At 39.2% G+C, this 22,030-nt stretch carries 23 protein-coding genes; 15 read left to right on the forward strand and 8 right to left on the reverse strand.

Annotated features, from left to right (window positions below):
• Positions 1-13 precede the first annotated feature (13 nt).
• Positions 14-961, reverse strand: a complete 948-nt coding sequence (locus IKS50_RS05800; RefSeq protein ID WP_292846799.1) for a hypothetical protein — start codon at positions 959-961, stop codon at positions 14-16.
• A 217-nt stretch (positions 962-1,178) separates the two neighbouring features.
• On the opposite strand from IKS50_RS05800, the gene IKS50_RS05805 reads away from it, so the two are divergent.
• The 4 genes from IKS50_RS05805 (at position 1,179) to IKS50_RS05820 (ending at position 4,762) form a co-directional block, all read left to right on the forward strand.
• On the forward strand, positions 1,179-2,762 hold the full coding sequence (locus IKS50_RS05805; protein ID WP_292846802.1) for a helicase C-terminal domain-containing protein: 1,584 nt from the start codon (positions 1,179-1,181) through the stop codon (positions 2,760-2,762).
• Positions 2,763-2,820: 58 nt separating this feature from the next.
• Entirely contained in the window at positions 2,821-3,648 is an 828-nt protein-coding gene (locus tag IKS50_RS05810; protein ID WP_292846805.1) for an SseB family protein, read from the forward strand.
• A 233-nt stretch (positions 3,649-3,881) separates the two neighbouring features.
• Entirely contained in the window at positions 3,882-4,460 is a 579-nt protein-coding gene (locus tag IKS50_RS05815; protein ID WP_292846808.1) for a hypothetical protein, read from the forward strand.
• Entirely contained in the window at positions 4,460-4,762 is a 303-nt protein-coding gene (locus tag IKS50_RS05820) for a zinc ribbon domain-containing protein (RefSeq protein ID WP_292846811.1), read from the forward strand. The genes IKS50_RS05815 and IKS50_RS05820 overlap by 1 nt, the downstream gene beginning before the upstream one ends.
• Before the next feature lie 10 nt (positions 4,763-4,772).
• On the opposite strand, the gene IKS50_RS05825 is transcribed toward IKS50_RS05820, so the two are convergent.
• Entirely contained in the window at positions 4,773-6,152 is a 1,380-nt protein-coding gene (locus IKS50_RS05825) for a 2,3-diphosphoglycerate synthetase (protein WP_292846814.1), read from the reverse strand.
• Between the two features lie 44 nt (positions 6,153-6,196).
• Here IKS50_RS05825 and IKS50_RS05830 point away from each other — a divergent pair, with 44 nt between their 5' ends.
• The 9 genes from IKS50_RS05830 (at position 6,197) to IKS50_RS05870 (ending at position 14,119) form a co-directional block, all read left to right on the forward strand.
• Positions 6,197-6,907, forward strand: a complete 711-nt coding sequence (locus IKS50_RS05830) for a UPF0280 family protein (protein WP_292846817.1) — start codon at positions 6,197-6,199, stop codon at positions 6,905-6,907.
• A gap of 138 nt (positions 6,908-7,045) precedes the next feature.
• Entirely contained in the window at positions 7,046-7,333 is a 288-nt protein-coding gene (locus IKS50_RS05835; protein ID WP_292846820.1) for a UPF0058 family protein, read from the forward strand.
• 98 nt (positions 7,334-7,431) lie between these two features.
• Positions 7,432-8,202, forward strand: a complete 771-nt coding sequence (gene comA / locus IKS50_RS05840; protein WP_292846822.1) for a phosphosulfolactate synthase — start codon at positions 7,432-7,434, stop codon at positions 8,200-8,202.
• Positions 8,203-8,215: 13 nt separating this feature from the next.
• The gene (locus tag IKS50_RS05845) at positions 8,216-9,466 is read left to right on the forward strand and encodes a methanogenesis marker 16 metalloprotein (RefSeq protein WP_292846824.1); all 1,251 of its coding nucleotides are present in this window, start codon (positions 8,216-8,218) and stop codon (positions 9,464-9,466) included.
• The gene (gene hdrC, locus IKS50_RS05850; RefSeq protein ID WP_292846827.1) at positions 9,463-10,065 is read left to right on the forward strand and encodes a ferredoxin:CoB-CoM heterodisulfide reductase subunit HdrC; all 603 of its coding nucleotides are present in this window, start codon (positions 9,463-9,465) and stop codon (positions 10,063-10,065) included. The genes IKS50_RS05845 and hdrC overlap by 4 nt, the downstream gene beginning before the upstream one ends.
• Positions 10,062-11,003, forward strand: coding sequence for a ferredoxin:CoB-CoM heterodisulfide reductase subunit HdrB (hdrB, locus tag IKS50_RS05855; RefSeq protein ID WP_292846830.1), 942 nt, complete (start codon positions 10,062-10,064; stop codon positions 11,001-11,003). The genes hdrC and hdrB overlap by 4 nt, the downstream gene beginning before the upstream one ends.
• Positions 11,000-13,303 (forward strand): ferredoxin:CoB-CoM heterodisulfide reductase subunit HdrA, encoded by a 2,304-nt coding sequence (hdrA, locus tag IKS50_RS05860; protein WP_292846832.1) that lies wholly within the window; start codon positions 11,000-11,002, stop codon positions 13,301-13,303. The genes hdrB and hdrA overlap by 4 nt, the downstream gene beginning before the upstream one ends.
• 34 nt (positions 13,304-13,337) lie before the next feature.
• Positions 13,338-13,739, forward strand: coding sequence for a hypothetical protein (locus tag IKS50_RS05865; RefSeq protein WP_292846835.1), 402 nt, complete (start codon positions 13,338-13,340; stop codon positions 13,737-13,739).
• A 95-nt stretch (positions 13,740-13,834) separates the two neighbouring features.
• Positions 13,835-14,119: a hypothetical protein gene (locus IKS50_RS05870; protein WP_292846838.1), complete on the forward strand. Its 285-nt coding sequence runs from the start codon at positions 13,835-13,837 to the stop codon at positions 14,117-14,119.
• Between the two features lie 74 nt (positions 14,120-14,193).
• Here the strand turns inward: IKS50_RS05870 and comE are convergent, their stop codons facing one another.
• Together comE and comD are read right to left on the reverse strand one after the other, a co-directional pair.
• On the reverse strand, positions 14,194-14,730 hold the full coding sequence (gene comE, locus IKS50_RS05875; protein ID WP_292846841.1) for a sulfopyruvate decarboxylase subunit beta: 537 nt from the start codon (positions 14,728-14,730) through the stop codon (positions 14,194-14,196).
• A 4-nt stretch (positions 14,731-14,734) separates the two neighbouring features.
• Positions 14,735-15,226, reverse strand: coding sequence for a sulfopyruvate decarboxylase subunit alpha (gene comD, locus IKS50_RS05880; protein WP_292846844.1), 492 nt, complete (start codon positions 15,224-15,226; stop codon positions 14,735-14,737).
• Positions 15,227-15,336: 110 nt separating this feature from the next.
• Here comD and cofH point away from each other — a divergent pair, with 110 nt between their 5' ends.
• Positions 15,337-16,455 (forward strand): 5-amino-6-(D-ribitylamino)uracil--L-tyrosine 4-hydroxyphenyl transferase CofH, encoded by a 1,119-nt coding sequence (cofH, locus tag IKS50_RS05885; RefSeq protein WP_292846847.1) that lies wholly within the window; start codon positions 15,337-15,339, stop codon positions 16,453-16,455.
• Positions 16,456-16,464: 9 nt separating this feature from the next.
• Positions 16,465-17,037: a thymidylate kinase gene (locus IKS50_RS05890; protein WP_292846850.1), complete on the forward strand. Its 573-nt coding sequence runs from the start codon at positions 16,465-16,467 to the stop codon at positions 17,035-17,037.
• Here IKS50_RS05890 and IKS50_RS05895 read toward each other — a convergent pair whose 3' ends face one another.
• The 4 genes from IKS50_RS05895 to IKS50_RS05910 all read right to left on the reverse strand — a co-directional run bounded on the left by IKS50_RS05895 (position 17,038) and on the right by IKS50_RS05910 (position 21,902).
• On the reverse strand, positions 17,038-17,295 hold the full coding sequence (locus IKS50_RS05895) for a hypothetical protein (RefSeq protein ID WP_292846853.1): 258 nt from the start codon (positions 17,293-17,295) through the stop codon (positions 17,038-17,040).
• Between the two features lie 2 nt (positions 17,296-17,297).
• Positions 17,298-18,275: a DNA primase catalytic subunit PriS gene (priS, locus tag IKS50_RS05900; protein WP_292846855.1), complete on the reverse strand. Its 978-nt coding sequence runs from the start codon at positions 18,273-18,275 to the stop codon at positions 17,298-17,300.
• Positions 18,276-18,397: 122 nt separating this feature from the next.
• The gene (locus tag IKS50_RS05905) at positions 18,398-19,693 is read right to left on the reverse strand and encodes a dicarboxylate/amino acid:cation symporter (protein ID WP_292846858.1); all 1,296 of its coding nucleotides are present in this window, start codon (positions 19,691-19,693) and stop codon (positions 18,398-18,400) included.
• Positions 19,694-19,826: 133 nt separating this feature from the next.
• On the reverse strand, positions 19,827-21,902 hold the full coding sequence (locus tag IKS50_RS05910) for a right-handed parallel beta-helix repeat-containing protein (RefSeq protein WP_292846861.1): 2,076 nt from the start codon (positions 21,900-21,902) through the stop codon (positions 19,827-19,829).
• Between the last annotated feature and the right edge of the window lie 128 nt (positions 21,903-22,030).

Genomic DNA, 22,030 nt, shown 5'->3' on the forward strand with positions numbered 1-22,030 from the left:
AATGAGAGTAACATTAACTGTCAATATTAATGTTTAATATTCTTTTTAGTGGGATGTCTGTCATTTTGGATACTTCTTCGGGAGTGTATTTTTTTAGCATATTGGAAATTATTTCTTCTTGTCCTTCTTTTTGTCCTTCTTTTAGTCCGTTTGTGTATCCTTCTTTTTGTCCTTCTTTTAGTCCGTTTGCGCGGCCTTTTTCTTCTGCTCTTTCTAGTTCTCCTGCTATTCCTGCTATTCTGATTTGTTCTTCAAATGGTTTTATTTCTATTTTTGACATGTTTAGTGCCTCCTTGAATTCTTTAATTATAATTTTATCTGTAAGGTATTTTTTTGCCCAAAGGATTAGGTTTTTTCTAATTGCGTCTAATATCCATCGCGGGGCGACGGCTTTTGCCCATATCTCAACACTTAACTCATGAAGTAACTCTTCATAATCAATATCTATGTTGGTTTTCACAAGCCATATTAAATCTAGGGCATCCTGTTGGGTTAATTCCTCTTTATTCATTATCTTGTATCTGAGATTATTAAGATTTACAATTCCACGTATTTCTTGAGTATTGAAGAGTGAAGGGTTGTAGAACATGGTATCGTTTGCATATTCAACATTTTTAGAGGGGATTGGTCCCGTATTGAAAATAACTGGTTCAACAAATGATTTTGTTGCTTCCACTAATGTAGTAAGATAATTATAGTCCCTCCTCATTAAGTTGGAATTCAATGAGGAATGGTGTTCTATATTAACCAGCACATTATTTTCCCTTCGAAAAACCGAATCCACATTCAGATTTTTAAATGCAGGATTCATAAATTTTGTAGGCAATGGGCCGATAATGTCGTCATGGCCTGTAATGTATGCCGGAAATTCACTAAAGTCATTCATGCAGTTGTTGAATATGGTATCTTCAGCATCAAACTTGTCCACCAATCCATTATCAATAACTTCTTCGCCGGCCATAATTTTCATCACCATTACATTAAACAATTTTATATTATATTTCAATGTATATAAATCTTTTTTATTATGTAAAAAACTCAATTTTGTCATTATAGCAATTTTTACGCGATTAAATCAATATTTATGTGAATGTGTAATTATCGAAAATTAAAAAAAATACTTTTCAAATGCTCTCCATTAACCTTTAAATACTATACAATAATTAAAATATCATTAGATGTGGCAGTACAGCGATTATTCAAAGATAAACCCTGAAGTCAGGAAGCACTTTCCCTTCAAAAGTCCAAGGCATGATCAACTGGAAACGATTTCTGAAATTGTCGATGCAATCAGTCAGGGCTATAGATACATAGTCCTTGAAGCGGGAACTGGTACGGGAAAATCCGCCATAGCATATACGCTATCATCAATGTACGAATCATCATATATACTGACTGTCACAAAACAGCTCCAGGAACAATATCTGAATGATTTCAATAACCTGAAGCTTGTCAAGGGAAGAAACAACTTCACATGCAATCAGGACTCAAGCCTGACATGTGATGAGGGAAAATGCATCATGGAGGGATTTGCATGCGAAAATCCGGAAAATACCTGCGATTACTACATACAAAAGAACATTGCCCTGAACTCCAAGACAGTCATTTCCAATTACCATTACATGTTTCTGGAACTGAATTACGTCAATGACTTCACAAAAAGGGAATTGCTGATCTGCGATGAGGCCCATAACCTTGAAAATACTTTGATGAAGCAGTTGACTCTTGAATTTTCAATCGATGATTTGAAGGATTACCTGAATCTGGAAATAGGCGATGATATCCTTTATGAACTGGACAACGGGGACTATGACGTCTGGCTTCAGTTCATCGCCGAGATAAGGGAGGAATACCTGAGGGAATTCGACAAGATCAAGGATGTCCATAAGCCACAGCTGATTGAGAAGATTTCATTTTTCAAAAGGCAAATCGGCGACTGCAGTCGATTTGCTGAAAACATCCTGCAGGACCCATACAGCTGGATTTTTGACTACAATCCCGATTATAATATAATCGAATTCAAGCCATTGAAAATTGACAATTACGCTAAAAATACGTTGCTTCGATACGGTGAAGTCTGCATTTTCATGAGCGCCACAATACTTGATTATGAATTCTTTTCCAAATGCCTGGGCATTTCCAAAGATGAGATATATGCGATAAGGCGTAAAAGCCCGTTTGACATGAAAAGAAATCCAGTAAAAAGCTGCGGGGACTATGAACTGTCACATAAGCAAATCAATGAAAATGCCCCAAAGACAATCGGGATAATAAAATCGATTCTGGAATATCACAAGGACGATAAGGGAATGATTCATACAGTAAGCACAAGCTGCAAGGACTATCTGATTGACAATCTCAAAGATTGCCGTCTGATGGACCACAACACAAAGAACAGAATTGAACAGCTTGAGGCATTCAAGGATTCTGAAAAACCACTGGTTCTGATTTCACCGTCAATGAATGAAGGCGTCGACCTGCCGGGAGATTTGTGCCGCTTTCAGATAATATACAAGCTCCCCTATCCCGATTTAAACGACAAGCAAATCAGGCTCAGGGCAAATGCCGATGAGGACTGGTATGACTATAAGACCTCTTTATCCCTAATCCAGACCTACGGCAGGGGCATGCGTTTTGAAGATGACTGCTGCATAACTTATTTTATTGATTCAAGAATCAGGGATTTTGTCAGAAATGAAAAATTCATGCCGCAAGATTTTAAATATCTAGTTGAACAAAATACTTTCAATGACCAATCATAAACATTTAAGAGTAGTTCTAGAAGATATCTACAGAAACGATAATCAACTGAGACGGGATTTGACTTATAGGTTAATCAATGAATTCAGATACTCAAACCTGTATATTCCCGCAAAAAGGGATAATCTGACACTTAACTTCATCATCTATGAAGACGGCGGCTTAAGGCTCACGCCGCTTTTCACGGATAAGGAGGAGTTTAACAAGTTCTTCAAGGACACTGACGACCTCGAGCTGATGGAAAACTCCTTTGAACTCTATCAGAACATCCTCATGACTACAGACCTTGACGGCTATATCCTGAACCCCGCAACCGAAAAGTATGTTTTCGACAAGGATTTCGTATTGGACATCAAGAATATTCCGAAAACCAACTTCTACTCTGCACAAACCTATTCCAAAGAGGAAATCAGGGAAATGAAAGGCTCCAAAAATCCGGGTCTTGAAGCGTTCATCGAAAATCCCAACAACATCGGCGATTATGAGGCCCTCTTTGAGGAGCTGTCAAAATCAACCCTTCTGACGCTGATGGTTTCAGCTGTGGATCTGTCTTCAAAGGCTGAAGACGGCATTGTCTCCCTGATGGACTGCGGTCCGGTCGCCCAGATGTACACGGATAATGTTGGAGGGGTATATGCAACCATCTTTTCAAGTGAGGATAAGCTGAAGCTCGTAAATACGGATATGTTCAGGTATTCGCAGGTGATTAACCTTGCAATGCTTGTCAATTTTGTCCTGACTGAGGATATGGACGGCATTGTGCTGAATCCGGACAGCGACAATGTGCTGATTCCTAGGGCTACGCTTTTGAGATATTCGCTCGGCTTTGAAAGATTTGCCAATGATGAGAAACTTTCCAATTCAATTTATTACATGTTTTTATTATAATTGAACTTATATTATAAAGTTATATTATAATTGCAATATTGTACGGGCTTTATATCAAAAAATATATATGCTATGACCATCTTATTAGTAGTAGGGATTGTTAACCCTAGACAATCCTTCAAATTGGTGATGGTCTGAAAGAATCCTATTATTTTTTTAACTAAACTATTTTTTCTTGATAGGGTTCTTTCCATTAAAAAATTTTAATAAGCATATTAATCAAATCATTAATTATGTCTGAATTATCTGAATTGATTAGAATTAACAAAAATATTGAAAGGCAAAACAGGGAGATTGTTCGCCTTTTGAAAATTATTGCTGGTGAAAGCGACTTTGTGGATCGATCAGGTTATGTTTTTCCGGAATTTCCCGAAGAGGAAAAGGACGTTTATGAAAATGCCAAGGATTTTACTTCACTTTTGGATGTCAGCTGCGAAGTTGGTGAAGTATATTTCATAGATGGGGACATCTTCAAAATAAGTATCGAAAATAATGAAAAAGTGATTAATAATTTGATGGGTGAAGATGAAAGTACAAATTATAATGTAGCCGAATTTGTATCAGATGAATCCATTAATAGAAATCAAAGTTTGGATGATTCTACAGTTATACTTACAGAGTCAAGTAAGGGAAAGTTGCCCCAAACCTTGCAGTTATGTTATGATCAGGGAGCTAAAAAAGTGTTCATTCCATGGAATCAGATGATGGAATTGTTGGGAGCTCCCGATACCTTGCAAAGAATATTAAAGCTCAATTTCTATAAAACCGAAGACGATTTGGTTGAAAAAATATTTAAAGTGGAGGAAGAATAATGTTTTGTCCATCATGTGGAGAAGAATTACCGGAAGGAACAAAATTTTGTAAAAACTGCGGAAAAGAAATATCAAATATACAAACAAGCAATGCTGTGCAAACACAAGGAGCCGAAAATGACCACAAGATTGCCATCATTGCAGGATATATTCTTGCAATTCTAATCCCGTTAATCGGATTGATAATTGGAATATATCTCTATACTAGAAAAGACTCAGAAAATGCGCAAAAACACGCGAAATATATTATACTCGTTGCTGCTATAGTTTGGTTCATATCATTCATGCTGATGATGAACTAAAAAAAAGAAATTATGATGATTTGCTGAAATCATCAATTGCTGAGTCCACCAGATCAATAACTGATTTGGACAAATCAGGGTATGAATCGTTGATTGGGACTGGAATGTTGTCGCAGTATACCACTTCTAGCCCATGCGCTATCGCATCTTTTGTTGCAACATCAACTGCAGCCGCTTTAAGTTCAGTAAGCATGACATCTGCCTCGTCGATGTATTTTTGCATGTCTTCACGCAGAAGCGGCCTATTGGACAAGTGGGCGGTTGTGCCTATAACTTCACAGTTGAAGTTTTCCTCAAGATAGTCCACTAGCTTGTCTTTTACATCTTCAGGGGCGGTTGTTGCAAACAGAACCTTTTTGCCTTCGATGTTATCTAATGGTTTAGGCCTGAATACTGTTGATATGACAACGGCTTCAGGGTTGACTTCGCCTACAAACTCCTCTATTTCTTTAATTTTCGAATCGCTGCACATAGGCTCTTCACACATTGTTAAGATTACCAGGTCTGCAAGTCCCACTCTGTATGGCCCAAAGTAAGTGGTCAGGTTTTCTATCGGCTGGTTTGCTCCAATCAGTGTGATTTTCTTATTGGTTTTTATTGGAGGTATTGCAGCTCCGCTTCCTTCGAATATCGCAAATTTGGAGTCGACTTCATTGGCTAGCCTTGCTCCCTTTTTCATGTTTGTCAGGAACACTTCACCCGCCATTCCTCCGCCGCAGCGTCTGCAGCCGATGGTCAAAATCCTGCTCATTAATGCATCTTCCCAATGATCGCTTGCAGCGTGAACTCCCTTTTCAGACTGTTCCAGCAGAAATTCGGCATTGATTTCCAACTCTTCGCCATGCACGATTTCAGGTTCTTCAGGTCCGCCTCTTCCCATTGCAATTACGCATGGTTCATAGCCGTTTTTGTCAATCAATCTTGAGACAAAACCGGATACTGCGGTTTTCCCGATTCTTTTTCCGGTTCCGAGAATTGTAATTGAAGGCTTTTCCATGACTTCATATTGTGTTGTCGGATCGAATTTGAAGTCGGGCCCCTCATAGGAAATTCCTTCGTTAAGGACTTTGCATGCTATTTTAAACCTTTTCGGATAATCGAGTATCGGTTCGTCACTCAAATCAAAAACGGTTTCGACATCATATTTTCGAATCATTTCTACAATGATGTCATAGGGGATATCTTTTCCCTTTGCAAATTGGACGGGAATTCCTAGCTTTTCAGAGTATGATTCCTCCGAATCGTCCCTTAACTTTTCTGTCCCTCCGATAAAAACAGCACCTGCGATATCAATGTGGTCCAAGTTGTTCAATGTGTCTATTGCCTCTTGTGTTACTGGTAGGTAATGTTCACCATCTACTAAACAGAGCATTTTGGTTAAAGATTTCATGGTTATAGATATAGTTTTAATAAATAAAAGTTTAATTATTAATTATGCAGATTGACGTTGGCGAAACCCATATCAGATTAACGACCGATTTAGAAAGCCATGATTTGAGCGGATACATTCAGTCTATACGCGCTGATTTAAAGACTTATATATCTCACAATCAGGATTTTTTGCTTAGTCTGGAACCTGTCAAACCAAAAGAAGATGATTTGTCCGAAATCGTTGAAAAGATGTATATGTCCTCTCAGTCATGTGATGTCGGGCCGATGGCATGCGTTGCGGGCACAATATCCGAAATGTCACTGGACTACCTCATAGGCTTGAACTCGAAGTATTCCATTGTTGAAAACGGAGGGGATGTTGCGCTGGTCAATGACCGCAGGGTTTTATGCGGAATCTATTCAAACAATGATGTGTTGGGCAACAAAATCGCTTTTGAAATTAAAAAGAGAAGGGACCCGTTGGGTATTTGCACTTCTTCAGGCAAGATTGGCCATTCGATAAGTTTCGGCTCTTCGGACAGCGTGACGGTCATATCTGATTCTCCATCTCTGGCCGACGGGCTTGCAACAAGGATTGCCAATGAGGTTGTGGGAAAAACCGGTGAGGATAGGGTAAGCAATGCCCTGGATGCTGCAGACTGTTACAGGGAATTCTTCATGGGGGTTCTCATAATTTCCGAGGACAGTGTCGGAACCAGCGGCAAGTTGCCGAAAATTGTGGAAACCGATAAATTTGACGTTTATAAAAATTAAAGGTTACTTGATTTTTTAAATTTATTAATACTATTTTGAATGCAAGATTTAAATATTATTACTTTACAATATAATCTTATAGAATTAAGGAGTTAATTTTTAACTAACTGAAACTAGTTAGATAAGGGTAAGATATCTATGTACAAAGATGAAATGATTCAAATGCACCAATTTTTAGTATATGTTTTAAAATACTTAGCTGAAGACGACCAAATCAAAAATGACTGTAGTGAATATATCACCCTGAAAATAAGCCCTCATCATATTCACAAAACAAAAGCTGAGCATAAGCATGCTATCTTTGTTTTATGTAAAATTATTTCTGAAATCATTGCGGAAAGGGAAGATAATCCTATTCCGGAAAACGTTCGCAACTCATTGTCAGATTTAGTCAGAAGATCTGAAAATGAACTCTATGCGGAATAACTTTTTTTTCTTTTTTTGTCAAAACCAAAATGTTAATTACTTTTATATACTATTAGTAAATATATATTATAAAAAATCAAATTAACACGTGTGATATTTTGAAATCTTTTGAATTTTTATCCCAAAAAAGGCAGGCCAAACCGAGAAATTGCGGAATCACAATGGTTTTAGACAAAGGATTAGGCCTCCAGACAGCCCAAAGCCTAATGGAAATATCAGGAGACTATGTGGACTACCTGAAATTCGGATGGGGAACCTCAATTGTCCACGACAGGGAAATAGTCAAAGCGAAAGTTGAAATGTACAAATCATTCGACATCACCCCATATACCGGAGGAACACTATTTGAACTGGCCCACATGCAGGACAAGCTGGACGAATTTTTCGCTGAAGCCCGAAACCTGGGATTTCCGGCAATAGAAATCTCTGACGGTTCAACAAGCATTTCCCATGAAGAGAAGATTAACTGCATAAAGCTTGCAAAAAGCGAAGGCTTTGAAGTGCTGTCTGAAGTGGGAAAAAAGGACCCCAACTTGGATAAGGAACTGACTCTGGATGAGAGAATACAGTATATGCAGGAAGAACTGGATGCAGGTTCATCTTTAGTCATAGTTGAAGCAAGGGAAGGCGGAAAAAACATCGGAATATTCGACGGCGCAGGAAAGGCCAAGGAGGATGAAATCGACTATATCCTAGATAATTTCGATGGAAGCAAGATACTGTGGGAAGCCCCCAACAAGGACCAGCAGGTATTTTTCATATTGAAACTCGGAAACACTGTCAATTTAGGAAATGTCTCAACAGATGACATAACCTCCCTTGAAACCCTAAGACTGGGCTTAAGAGGAGATACATTAGGCAAAATTTAAGGATGTAATTTAATTGACTAACAGAACAATCAAACAAATCAATCAGAAAATCGATAAAGGCGATGCCAATATCTACACCGCAGCAGAGTTCAAAAAGCTCATCAAAAAAGGAGACACTCCAAGTTTTGATGAAGTAGATGTTGTAACATGCGGAACATGCGGAGTAATGAGCGGTACAGCAGCAATTCTAAATTTCATCATCTCAGAACCCGGCGTATTCATAAGGGCAAATGAAGTATATCTAAACGGTGTTCCGGCTTACGCGGGGCCTTGTCCGAATGAATGGCTTGGCTCAGTAGATGTGATACTTCACGGAACAGCACATTCAATATATGATGAGTCATATGGAGGAGGGTTCCTTTTTAAGGAAATACTTGAAGGCAAGTCAATAGATGTAAGAGTAGAAAGTGCTGAAGGAAAAACCATTGAAAATACCATTACCAAAGACGATATCACACGTGGTCAGATAATAGGTGCACGTATGGCATTCAAAAACTATACTGCATTTACTAATCCCGGAAGTGAAGAGGTAAAGTCAATATTTGCCGCAACACCGCTTGAAGGAAACCTTAGGGGTTTGACATTTTCAGGATGCGGCGATTTGAACCCACTTCAAAATGACATACCCCACAATGTAATAAAAGAGGGAAGCAGGGTACTGCTGAATGATGCGGTAGGTTATGTATTGGGAGACGGAACCAGGGCAAGTGCCGAAAAGCCTAATCTGATGCTGTCAGCAGACTTATGCAAAATGGATCCGTATTATCTCGGAGGATTCAAGACATCACAGGGAGGAGAGGTATATGATACCGTAGCGATTCCGATACCTGTACTGAATGAGGAAATCTACAATAACCTGCTCATAACTGATGACATGATAGATTTGCCCGTTGCAGATATCAGAGGGCGCCACCTGCCCCTTGACAATACAGACTATGACAAGATGTGGGCAGGCCATGACCTAAGGCCGCAATACGACAGGAGCAAATGTAAAAATTGTGAAAGCTGTTTAATCGAAGAAATTTGTCCTACAAATGCATTTAAGGCCGAAAGGCTTAATCTGACATACTGTTTCGGATGCGGAATGTGCGCCAATTACTGCAGGCATGATGCATTCAACATGAACACAGGAAGCGTGGATTTGAACATAAACGACAATGATGTTAATGTACCTATCATATTGAGACAATCCGATAGGTTAAGGGCAAATAAGTTATCTCTGAAACTAAAGAAAATGATAGAAACAAGAGAGTTCATATTATGACAAATCAACAAAAAATAACCGACTCCCCAATAGATTTTGCGGAAAAAATCATCAATGACGTTAAAAACTCAAAGGAAGACGGAGTGCTCAAGTGCGTTCAATGCGGAATGTGCACATCAACATGCCCTGCGGCAAGGCATTCAGATTACAATCCCCGCGAAATCATCGAAAGGGTCTTGGAAGGAGACATATCCATAATTGAAGATGACAATATCTGGAACTGCTTCTACTGTTATACCTGCCACAGCGTATGCCCTGTGGGAAACAGCGTTTGCGAAGTAAACCAGATTCTCAAACAGATAGCGATAGAAAATAATGTCGGATATGATAAGCTGTATGAATACCTGGGATTTGCCGATTCATACTTCACGGCTGCAATCGGAGCAATTCCCGAAAGGTTTTTCCAGGATATAGACCGGGATGTTCCTGGATGGTGGGAATTCAGACAGAATCTAGAAGAGATAAGAAAGGAACTGGACTTAAACCCGCCGTTAATGCCATCAGAAGAAGTCATTGATGAAGTAAGTAAAATATTGACAATAACAGGCTTCAAGCAAAAAATAGAAAAGATAAGAGCAACCGAGGAGGCGGTAAAATGAAACATGTACCAACCGATGACCTCCTTTTGTTCAGAAGCTGTCTTGTAAGCGTAGAATATCCGGGTGTTGAGGCATCAACCAAGTTCGTCTTTGACAAGCTCGGCGTTGACTATGCAATATCCGAAAAGCAGACCTGCTGCACAGGACTCGGCCATTATTCGGACGTGTTTAACCAAATCGACACGACCGCAATTGGAGCAAGGAACTTTAAGATAGCTAAAGAGCTAAATAGGCCGAATCTTGTCATGATGTGTGCAACATGTTATGCAATAAATAAGAAATCAGTCAAATTGCTCAATAAAAAAGACGATTTGAGAAATCATATTAATCAGTTATTCGATGAAAACGGTTTGAGTCATCTGAAATATGAAAAGGATGATCTGAAACCAACAGAAAACATTTTCCATGTTGTTGATATATTGTACGCTAAAAAGGACGAAATCAAAAACCATGTCAAATACGATTTAAGCGGATATAAGATAGCCACCCACCATGGCTGCCATTACTGCAAGGTGCATTATGAAGACACAATCGGTGGAGTGAGGGATCCAAACATCATGGATGAGATAATTGAGGAATGCGGATGTAGTACAATCGGATGGTATGACCACAAGCGAACAACCTGCGGAACAGGTTTCAGGCAACGTTATTCCAATCCTGATTTGTCATTTACAGCCACAGCGGATAAGATGAATGCGATTGATGACGAGGATGTTGATATACTGGTCCATTTATGTCCTAACTGCCATATTCAATTTGACAGATATCAACATTTGATAGCCCAAAGGGAAGGCAGAAACTTCAGGGCGATTCATCTGAACATTGCACAGTTCATTGCCCTTGCAATGGGAGGAGATTTTGATAAGGTAATAGGTGTCAAGGCACATACCGTACCTGTAGATTCAGTGATTAAGGATTTAAAGGAGGTTGAAAAATGAGGGATGATTTGAAAGTTGGCGTGTTTTTATGTGAGTGCGGAGGAAATATTGCAGATATTGTTGATTTGGATAAAGTAAAAGAAGAGCTTGACGTTGAGTTCATAGGACAGTTTGAAAACTTATGTTCACTTAATGGAAGGAAGCTTATCCGTGATGCAATTTTTGATTATGATCTGGACCGCGTAGTAGTGGCCGCATGCTCACCGATTTCTCATGAAAAAACCTTCCAGGATTATGTAAAACCTCTGAATCCATATCTTATGGACATGGCAAACATAAGGGAGCAGTGCTCATGGGTACATTCGGATAAGGAGAAGGCAACCCACAAGGCAATCACCTTAATCAACGCTTCAATCGAAAAGGTAAAGCAGTCCGATGCGGTGGATCCGATCTATTGTCAAACCCCTGATGAAGTGGCCGTCATCGGAGGCGGAATCGCCGGTATGAATGCCGCACTGTCTCTTGCCAAACAGGGAACTAAAGTTACATTGATAGAACAGTCCCCATCAATCGGAGGGCACATGGCAAAGATAGGTAAGGTTTTCTCACCTGTCAAGATTGCCGAGGAATGTGGAATGTGCCTCTTAAATCCAATCCTGAACGAGCTTGTCTGGAATGAAAACATATGCGTTCTGACAAACACCAAGGTAATTGAAGCCGAAAGGAGGGCAGGAACATATAACCTGATTTTGGAAAAGTCCCCAAGATACGTTGACACTGAAAGGTGTATTGCATGCGGCAAATGTGCTGAAGCCTGTGAAGTTGAAGTTCCAAATGACTGGAATGACAATCTGTCAATGAGAAAAGCCATATACAGGCCTTTCGGACAATCCTATCCTGAAGCATATGTAATAGATATGGAAAACTGTTCAAAATGCAGCAATTGTGTTAAAGCATGCAGCATGAGGGCAATTAAACTCAGGGGAAAGCCTGAAAGAATTCCTTTGCAAGTCGGATCCATCATCGTTGCAACAGGCCATAAGCTGTTCGACATGGAAAAACGCCCTGAATACGGATACACACGCTATGATGATGTGATAACACAATCAGAGTTAGGGCGCATTACCGGAGTAAACGGCCCAACCAAAGGAAAATTGCTGAAATCCAACGGAGAAGTTCCGAAACGCGTTGTGATGATACAGTGTGTCGGCTCACGTGATGAAAAACCGGACGGACACAAGTACTGTTCAAAAATCTGCTGCACTGTGGCTTTGAAGAACGCCAATATCATTAAGCACAAATACCCTGATACAGATGTTCTGATTTGCTATACCGATGTAAGGACACCGGGAATGTTTGAGAAATACTACAAGCACACCCAGGAAAACGAGGTCAGATTCCTGCGCGGAAGACCTGGTGAAGTAGTTAAAAAAGGAGACAACTATATCGTTAGAACAGAAGATACCTTGAAAGGGGAATTCGTTGAAATCGAAGCGGATATGGTTGTTTTGTCAACTGCAATGGAACCGTCAGAAGGCACTGAAGAAATCGCTGAGATTCTAAACATCGGAACAACCGAAGACGGATTCATTAAGGAATCACATCCAAAAATCAAACCTGTGGCGACAGACGTGCAGGGAATATACGTTTGCGGAACCGCACACGAGCCGAAAGACATCACAGACTCAATCATGCAGGCAACCGCGGCGGCCGCAAAGGTGAGCGAATACAATTACGGCGGGGTTGAAATCGAACCGTTCATTGCCGAAATTGACACTGACAGATGCATAGTCTGCGGCGAATGCATCGATAGGTGCAAGTACAAATCCATGAGCGTGCAGAATGACCAAATATATATTGATCCTATGAGCTGTACCGGCTGCGGAAAATGTCTAATCGGATGTAAACAAAGGGCGATTACTGTAAACGGAAACATTGATGAGAAGATAATGTCAACCATCAATGGCGTATTGTCCAAAAAGCAGGACGGCCAACGCATGATTCTTGTATTCTTGGACCATATAGGATATACTGCGGCTGATAACATTGGAGTCAACAGATTGTCCTATCCTGAATCAATACATATCATTAAGGTCATTTCCGTAAATCGTGTAAGGCCAAGACACATCAAGTTTGCACTTGAAAACGGTGCGGACGGAGTATTCATTGGAGAGTTCCCTGGAGACTTGATGTATGATGAAGTGGAGCGTAAAATCCAAAGGGTCAAGGACAGGATTGCTGAGATGGGTGAAAATCCTGAAAGGATCACATTTTCGAAAGTTTATATTCCGTACTTCTCAGGACTTGCCCGCAAATTCAATGAATTCGATGCAAAAATTGCCGAGCTGGATGAGGAATGATCATTCCTCAATTTTTTTACTTTTAGGTTAGACAATGAAGCTGAAAAATATATTGTTCAAGGAAAATGATGACTTTCAAAAAAAATCGCAGGCAGTTGATAATGCTTCTGATTTGGATGCGTTGAAGGAAATTGCAAAAAATGACCCTGATTATAGGCTTCGTCTAAAGGCAGTCGAGAGAATCGATGATGAGTATTTTTTAATGGATATCGCAAACAATGACCCCAACCGCAAAGTCAAGATTTTAGCAGTTGAAAAAATCAAAAGCCAAAAGCGTCTGGAAAAAATTGCTGAAAGCCATTCCGATTGCCATGTCAGGATTTCCGCCTTAAGAAGAATTGAGGATAAAGCGTTTTTGCAAAGCATTTCTCAAAATGATTCAAACAGGCATGTTAAAAGAACAGCCCTGGAAATTCTTAGTCAGTATAGATTGTAGTGTTTTAATAATTCGTTTATAATCAGGTATTAATTTATATTAATTGTATGGTTTATTATTTTTCATGTTTTTCATATTGCATATCAAATTATCGTGTGCAAATTCAATTTAATCATAGATATTTCATGACTTCCAAACCCGTTGGCGTGCATTTATACAGCCTTCCCTTCCGGACTTCCTCATTGACACAGACAACCAGATTTTTACTTTTCAAATCACCGAGGGCTCTTGAAACCTGTGAGGTTCTAAGGTCGGTTTCACGCCCGATTTCAGAAGGCATTTTAAGCTCAATGCAAATCGATTCTAGAGTTTTAATCCTATGCTGTGAGACCTTGACAAATCCCACCAAACAAAATAAGTCTTTTTTATTCATGGATTAATGTTAAATATATCTAATTTTTAATGATTCAGATACATTTAACAGTTTGCGGTTAACTAAAAAATTAAAATGTGATTAAATGGATTTCATGAACCTTTCCTTGATGGTTATTGGGTCAAGGTCAATTATCGGTGCGTCCGAATTGCCTGCTTCTGTTCTGTAAACGATGAAGCTGGCATCATCGCTTTTGATGAACTCCTTCAGGTTGACGTCATTGGAATAATAGCTGTTTTCAAAGCCGACACCCCTTGCAACATCCACCAAATCAACAACCTGTGCATAGGTATCCTGGTTTCCTGTTGAACCGTAGGCGCCGTTGTCGATTACAATCCAGGTCAGGTTTGAAGGATTGTTTGCAAAGACTGTAACGAGTGATCCCATATTCATCAGAAGGGATCCGTCCCCGTCAATGACGACTACATCCTCATAAGGTTTTGCCAATGCCAATCCAAGACCGATTGAAGATGCAAGGCCCATTGATCCGATCATATAGAAGTTTTTGGACCTGTCGTTGATTTCGTACAGTTCCCTTGAGGGAAATCCAATATTGCAAATAACTAATTCCTCGTCAATGTATTCCATTATTTCATAAATTGCCTGATATCTTGCCATGGTATCACCAATACTTAATCTCCAGCAATATGCTGACCGGCTTTCCTTCCTCTTCAGATAATTCCCAGGACAGTCTGATGTCGTCATAAGCCGCTTCGGGGTTTGCCGGTGTGAAGAACTTAAAGTCCATTGCTTCAAGGATTCTTGGTGTTGACTCGCCCATAGGAACCTGTCCGCAGATGGGTTCGCCTTCAGTTCCTCTATGACTCATTATCATCAATAAGGGAATTTCATATAGTTCCATCAATGATTTTAAAGCATTTATTGAGTTTCCTAACCCTGAATTCTGCATCAGGATGGCAGGCCTCTTGCCTCCGAGATATGCGCCGGCGCATATTCCGATTCCTTCCTCTTCACGTGTAACGGGAATATGGGTAATTTCAGGGTCTTCATCAATTATATTTAATAGTTTTGTCAAATTGACGCAGGGGACGCTGACTATAAAATCAATCCCCGCATCTTTTAAACCATTATAGATTGCTTCGGTACTATCCATAATATCACATCTAATAGTTTAATATATTAAAAATAGTATAAAAAACTATTTAAATTATTATTATTCAATAAATAGTAACCTTTTTATTTATTTAAAACAAATATACCAATATGTTTGATAAACTACCTGTTTCTTCCAAAACAGAAAAAATTTTAACAAAATCCCTTGACGAGGAGATTTCTGTTGAAGATGCCAATTATTTGATGAATATTAGGGGGCAGGATTTATACCCTTTACTTGCAACCGCTGATTTTTTAAGACACGAAATCGTTGGCGACAACGTGACATTCATTAATAACTGCAATATCAATTTTACAAACATCTGTACTGTAAGATGCGGATTCTGCGCATTTGGAAAGGATGCCGATGACCCTGAAGCATATATATTAAATGACGAGCAGATTTTAGCCAAAGCGGAAGGTGCTGTGGCAAACGGAGCCCGTGAATTTACATTGATGGGCGGTGTGCTTCCTGATGCCGATATAGATTATTATGAACATCTGCTTGGATTGCTTAAAGATAATTATCCGAATGTATCAATACATGGATTTTCACCGACAATGATTAAGGATGCATGCGTCTTATCAGGCATCGATCTTGCAGAAGGCTTTGAAAGGCTTAAAAATGCAGGCCTTGATACGCTGCCCGGAACCGCCGCAGAGATATTGACCGACAGGTCAAGAGAAATAATCTGTCCGGAGAAGGTGAGTGTGGCCGAATGGATTGAAGCCGTAAAGACAGCTCAGGAAGTTGGAATCCGGGGTTCTGCAACAATCATGTACGGACATGTGGAAACAATGGAAGAAAGGGTGGAGCATATAAACATTATCAGACAGATTCAGGAGGAAACCAGTGGATTCACCGAGTTTATTCCAATGACATTCATGCATGAATACTCTCCGATATTTCTGGAAGGCCAGTCTGACCTTGGCGCTACCGGAACACAGGATTTAAAATTATATGCAGTTTCAAGATTGATGCTTAGGGATTTGATTCAGAATATCCAAGTGTCCTGGGTAAAGATGGGTTTCAGATTTGCACAGGTGGTATTGACTGCCGGAGCAAATGACCTTGGAGGAACATTGGGCGGCGATGAGCTGTCCGAAGCATCAGGCGCTCCAGACGGTGTTGAAGCATCCATAGAAACATTAAGCAGAATGGTTAGGGATTTAGGCAGAAACCCAATTGAGAGAGATTCAAAGTATACGGAGTTCTATCCAATCGAATAGGGTGTTTTAATGAGAAAGTTCATTGTTATTGATGGATTAGATGGTTCGGGCAAGGATACGCAAGTAAATTTGATTGCCGAGGCATATCAAAAGAGAGGAAGGGCAGTGACAATACGTTCCCATCCGTGCAATGATAACAGGTTTGGCAGAAAATCAAAGCAGGCGCTTCTAAAGACAGGGAAAATAAACCACATTAAGGCTACAATCTATTTCGGACTTGATGCAATCAGGTCAGTTCATAAGTACTGTTTTAATAAGGATGTGGATGTTCTGATTTTTTCAAGATATATCCTTGCAGTAATGTATCTTCCGGATGTCGTCAATACAGTCGTCTATAAGGTTGTAACTTTCGTTCTTCCGACATCAGACTGCATGTTCTTTTTAGACATTACTCCTGAGGAGTCCTTAAGAAGGATAGGCTCAAGGCATGAAGAAACAGAAATGTTTGAAAACATAGATTCCTTAAGGGAAAACCGTGAAAGATCTAAAAAATTCACTTACAATTGGAATGTGGTATCAGCGGATGATGCTCCGGATGTGATTTCTGAAAAAATACTGGCTAAATGTTTCGAAACAGACTAGCTACAAAACTTCTTTTATTCCGTCGCTTGTTATAATCATTAAGGAGTTCAGGTTTTCCAATACGAGTGAAACGATTGGATGGGTTTGAATGTCCTTGTGCATGAAAATTATTTCCTTATCAACAATGTCAATCCAATTTACATGATAGACGACAACTCCGTTGACAATCAGTCCCAGATATTCGGGCACAAAACGGTTTTCATTGACCTCTTCAAAATAAGGGCTTTTTCTCAATATTTCTCTTAATATGTTATCCATAGTCATACACCTTTTCTTTCATAAACGAATTTCGGCACCGCCTCATCAAACGGATCAAAGGTTTCTCTGTTTTTAACTTCCATGCATTTCATGCTGACTTTTGAGTGAAGTGAAGAGGGCAGTCTCAGAATTCTCTTCAAGTCAATTGTAACCTTCGCGTCAATTGTAGCAAGATTGACTCTTGCCATTGCTTCAACAAGGTTTTTATAACGTCTAGGACCGATATCATTTTTAAAATGGCCCCAATTGTCATTTTCCAAATGGTGTCTTGAAGCAATGATGTCCTTCATCAGTTTAGGGTTGATTCCATCAAGCTTTTCATTGCCGACAAGGTGTTGGATGTTGAATTTAACTTTATCGGTGAAAATCTTTGAATATCCGACGGGAATTGTGAAGTGCTCAAAGTTAAAGCTTTGGGTGGATACTTCAGAGTTCATGAATTGGGATTTAGGAACTTCCGCACCGGCCACATACTTAAGGACTTCAGACCTTAGTTCGCTGTTTGCAAGCATCATCTCTTCATCCAGAATCCTGATGTGGTATCCTCTTCCGGAGTATATTAAATGGATATTTTTAAGGCCCAAATCCCCATCTAATGTATCAATTAATGTATTTACTATTTCTAAAGCTTCACCAAGGCAGGTTTCGCATACCCCATCGCATTGGCAGGACCTGATTGGAATATCCTTTGCATCAACATCAAAAATATATTCCGCTTTCTGCCAGTCCTCTCTTCTTCTGGGGTTATTGTAGAAAGCTACTGATATGTATGCCGCAAATGGTGCCTTATACCTTAAGAATTTTTGCAGAGACTCGGTTCCTCTAAAGGTTTTATATCTGTCATTAGGTCCTCTGCCGTTATGGTCAAAACCGAACTCCCTTTTCTTGATATCGGTAGAGATGAAGTTAGGCAAATCTTTAGGGTCCCATTCTTCACGGTAATACTGTCTTCGCTCCTTTAATGTAGCTTTAGAAAACATGATTATAGTTAGTTTTTCAAAGTATTTATTTTATTTGATGGTGCGGTTCTGTGTTTTTTCAAAATTTTGCAAGTGCGTTATTTAAAAAAATAAAAAAAAAGAATGGTGATGTAAAAAGGTTTTTAGAATCTGGTTATATCGTCCCAGGTTTCTCCAGGGGCCTTTCTTCCATTGAATATGTCAAGGTCTATGGATTTGTTTTTAAATGAAACGATGATAGTACAGATTGCATCACCGGTTACATTTACTGCAGTTCTAAACATGTCTAAAAGGTGGTCTATTCCCATGATGATTCCGATAGCATCCACCGGAAGACCTACAGAACCGAACACCATATTCAATGTGATTAGTCCAACTGATGGAACACCTGCGGTTCCGACTGAAGCCATCACTGCGGTAAATATTACAGTGAGAAGTGCTGTTGTTCCCAAATCTATTCCGTATGCCTGAGCCGCAAACATTACAGCACAACCCTGCATGATGGCCGTTCCGTCCATGTTGATGGTAGCACCTAACGGAATGGTGAATGATGAAATCTCACGTGATACACCAAGTTCCGAAAGTGTTTCCAGGTTCAATGGGATTGTTGCATTTGATGTTGAAGATGAAAATGCAAAAAACATTACTGAGACGAATTTCTTAAAGAATTTGATAGGATTCAGTCTTGTAAAGAATACCAGCAATGACGGATATACGATGAATGCCTGTATGGCCAGTCCCAAAAGCACACAACCGATATATTTGGCTAGAGGAAACAGACCGTCAAAACCAAGAGATGCAAATGTTTTTGCCATTAAACAGAAAATTCCTATCGGTGCGAATTTCATGACGATACGGGTCATTTCCATCATGACAGTGTTTCCCTGTGTGAAGAAATCATTGACAACATTTGTTTCATCCCTCAGGGTTGCCAGAATTATACCTACAAGCAATCCGAATATGATTACCGGCAGCATGTCCCCGTTAGCAAGTGAGTTGAACGGATTGTCCGGAATCATGTTTAGGATGGTGTCTGTAACTGTCACGTTTGATGTGACATTGGCTTGAGCAAGGCCAACCATGTTTAAGCCGACACCAGGTTTAATGACGCTTGCTATTATAAGCGCAATGGTAACGGCCAATGCAGTTGTTATAAGATATATTCCTATTGTCCGTCCACCGATTGAACCGATCTTTCTGATATCTGAAATAGAAGCCACACCGACTACTATAGAGAAGAAAACAAGTGGCACAACCAGCATTTTCATTAGTTTAATAAATCCGGTTCCTCCCAAGTAGAAAACATTATCTATAAGGATTATGTCTTTAATGAAAGGATTTGTCACATAAAAATTTAATATTATACCGACCAGGAAACCTAAAATCATTCCGATTAACATCCAGTTTCCAAGGCTTATCTGTTTTATTTTTGAAATCATTTTCCTACCTCGTTATATAAATATATGTTCAAATTATTTTATAAATTTTTTTTTTAGTGATGATAATTAGGGTGATGTTTTATACTGGATATTGGTAGGGTTTAAAAAAAAAGTTAAAGATAGATTTTTGAATCTATCTTTTGATTGTAATTTTGCTTTTGGCGCTTATCTGGTAGTTGGTGTTTCCTGAAGAGATTTTAACCTTGTGCTTTCCTACCTTAAGCTTTTTGGTGTTGAACTTTACGATTCCTTTGGCATTTGTTTTGAGCTTGTATGTCTTTTTGCCGATTTTAACCTTTAGGAGAACCTTGATAGGCTTTTTGGTTTTCTTGTTTTTAACTGTTATCTTGAAATATTTGGACTTCTTGAAATTGTAGGTAACCTTTGGAGCCTTGACAGTTGTTTTGACCTTATTCACGGTTAGCTTAACAGTTTTTACAGTATTTTCATAGAAACTTTCAAGATGCATTATTTTGAGGGTGTATGATCCTGCATCCAATTTCGGCATTTTGATGCTGCATGCTCCCATTGAACTTCTTGCATACAATGTTTTAATCAGTTTTTTGCCCTTATAGATTTTGGCTTCGGTTAACAAATCATCAGCTGCCTTTTTGGAATCCGTATAACTGACTGAATATTTCACAGTTGGCTGTTTGCCATAGTCGAAAGCTACATTGCCCGCATCAATCGTAATTGGAATCTTGTTTATTTTCAGATAACTGTAACTTTTTTGTGAGGATCCGAAGTTGTAACTTGAAAATGTGACTGTAATATTATAATATTCTTGAGTTTCATCAAAATATGTGCTTATCTCCTTGTCATAAGTGGTAAACCATTCGAAAATGACGTATCCGTTCTCGTCTGTACGGAAAGTGTCATGTTGTAAACTGACTCCTTTACCGTATGGGGATACGATGTCAATGCGGACCAATTGGTTTGCAAGTGGTTGTGAACCGTTTTCCAGTCTGATTTTGATTTTCATGTCCATATAGTGTTTTCCCTCAATGGTGTAGGTGATGTTTGCGGGATCTTTGTTTACGGTTTCTCCAATGCTGCTTATGATATAGACTCCGCTTGGGTCAATATCCTCATTTAATGTGAATGTTCTGTTCTGGATATTGGAAACAATCAATTTCCCGTTGGTTTTGTTTTTGATGGAGAATGAATAATAATTCAAATTCACCTCTTTTTGCTTATCGTTTGTGAAATACAATTCGTAAGTGTAGTTATCTCCTGTCTTTCCGATTTGTCTTAAGTTAACGCTGCTTCCACCTGCAGTATCCAACCAGTCCAAATAGTTCACTTCAAATTCGAATACCGGAAGTATTGAAAACTCTTTTGAGTCTTGGATGTTGAATCCGTAGAAATTGTCCTTCATCTCCAGATTGCATGCAAAGGTTATCATTCCGTTTTTCGGGTTTGTGGCATACGGCAGTGAAAAGTAGATTTTCGGATGGTTTTTATTGACCATGACGTTTGCGGAGATGTTTATGTTGTTGTAGTTTTTCCTGTTCAGTTTGCTGTACTCGACTCCTTCATCATAATATTTTATGATGTTGCCTGATATGTTGTTGTCTGTGAGGATATTGTTGGTAATAATTGCATTTTTTGTCTGCAATATTAAAAATAGTGACTTTGCAGTGTTGTTTATCATTTTTGAGTTTTTCTGTGAAAGCATTATGTTTTCGTTGCTTGTTTTCTCGGTACAGATTATTGAATTTGTAACCTCATTGTTTATGAATTCACAGTTTTCGAGTGTAAGGTTTCCGCTGCTTTGGATTATGTTCGCTCCAAGGATATGCTCAAAGCTGCAGTTGACAAGAATCAGGTTCGCGTGATTTGACAGGATATCTGGGTTAAATCCCTGTGAATTGGCATTGGTTATTCTCAGGTTTTTCAAAGCGACGGTTCCGGATTCAATATTTATGTGGAATATCTGGCCATCCGCATCAATGACGGTTTTGTCCGCTCCGCCGTCGATGGTTATGGATTTGTTGATTTCCAGCTGCACAATATTTTCGTTTTTATATGTCCCATTAAGGTTTATAGTGTCCGTTTCGTTTGCATCGTTGATTAGATTTTGAATCTCGCCGGTGTTGTGTGGCTGGGCATCGGCCAACGTTTCATTGGCAAGTGAAGCATCTTCAGCCGAAACGACGCCAACTGCGAAGATTAGAATCGTTAGAATAATTAAAAGTTTTTTAAGCATTCATATCACCTATGTAGTATATTTGTGACAGAAATTATTAATAGTTGCTGTTTGAATTTTTCATTTTTCCTACGTTTTGAATATTTTTTTGAAAGTATTCAGTTAAAACAAAAAATAAGTTTATTATA

Origin of the sequence: Methanobrevibacter sp. (assembly GCF_017539065.1) — an archaeon.
Lineage (GTDB): Archaea > Methanobacteriota > Methanobacteria > Methanobacteriales > Methanobacteriaceae > Methanocatella.

Coding starts and splice junctions, on each gene's coding strand:
- IKS50_RS05830 (WP_292846817.1), top strand. CDS start 6,197: ATGCAGATTGACGTTGGCGAAACCCATATCAGATTAACGACCGATTTA.
- IKS50_RS05825 (WP_292846814.1), bottom strand. CDS start 6,152: ATGAAATCTTTAACCAAAATGCTCTGTTTAGTAGATGGTGAACATTAC.
- cofH (WP_292846847.1), top strand. CDS start 15,337: ATGTTTGATAAACTACCTGTTTCTTCCAAAACAGAAAAAATTTTAACA.
- hdrA (WP_292846832.1), top strand. CDS start 11,000: ATGAGGGATGATTTGAAAGTTGGCGTGTTTTTATGTGAGTGCGGAGGA.
- IKS50_RS05890 (WP_292846850.1), top strand. CDS start 16,465: ATGAGAAAGTTCATTGTTATTGATGGATTAGATGGTTCGGGCAAGGAT.
- priS (WP_292846855.1), bottom strand. CDS start 18,275: ATGTTTTCTAAAGCTACATTAAAGGAGCGAAGACAGTATTACCGTGAA.
- IKS50_RS05815 (WP_292846808.1), top strand. CDS start 3,882: ATGTCTGAATTATCTGAATTGATTAGAATTAACAAAAATATTGAAAGG.
- hdrB (WP_292846830.1), top strand. CDS start 10,062: ATGAAACATGTACCAACCGATGACCTCCTTTTGTTCAGAAGCTGTCTT.
- comE (WP_292846841.1), bottom strand. CDS start 14,730: ATGGCAAGATATCAGGCAATTTATGAAATAATGGAATACATTGACGAG.
- IKS50_RS05800 (WP_292846799.1), bottom strand. CDS start 961: ATGGCCGGCGAAGAAGTTATTGATAATGGATTGGTGGACAAGTTTGAT.
- comD (WP_292846844.1), bottom strand. CDS start 15,226: ATGGATAGTACCGAAGCAATCTATAATGGTTTAAAAGATGCGGGGATT.
- IKS50_RS05895 (WP_292846853.1), bottom strand. CDS start 17,295: ATGGATAACATATTAAGAGAAATATTGAGAAAAAGCCCTTATTTTGAA.
- IKS50_RS05805 (WP_292846802.1), top strand. CDS start 1,179: ATGTGGCAGTACAGCGATTATTCAAAGATAAACCCTGAAGTCAGGAAG.
- IKS50_RS05820 (WP_292846811.1), top strand. CDS start 4,460: ATGTTTTGTCCATCATGTGGAGAAGAATTACCGGAAGGAACAAAATTT.
- IKS50_RS05905 (WP_292846858.1), bottom strand. CDS start 19,693: ATGATTTCAAAAATAAAACAGATAAGCCTTGGAAACTGGATGTTAATC.
- IKS50_RS05835 (WP_292846820.1), top strand. CDS start 7,046: ATGTACAAAGATGAAATGATTCAAATGCACCAATTTTTAGTATATGTT.
- IKS50_RS05865 (WP_292846835.1), top strand. CDS start 13,338: ATGAAGCTGAAAAATATATTGTTCAAGGAAAATGATGACTTTCAAAAA.
- hdrC (WP_292846827.1), top strand. CDS start 9,463: ATGACAAATCAACAAAAAATAACCGACTCCCCAATAGATTTTGCGGAA.
- IKS50_RS05910 (WP_292846861.1), bottom strand. CDS start 21,902: ATGCTTAAAAAACTTTTAATTATTCTAACGATTCTAATCTTCGCAGTT.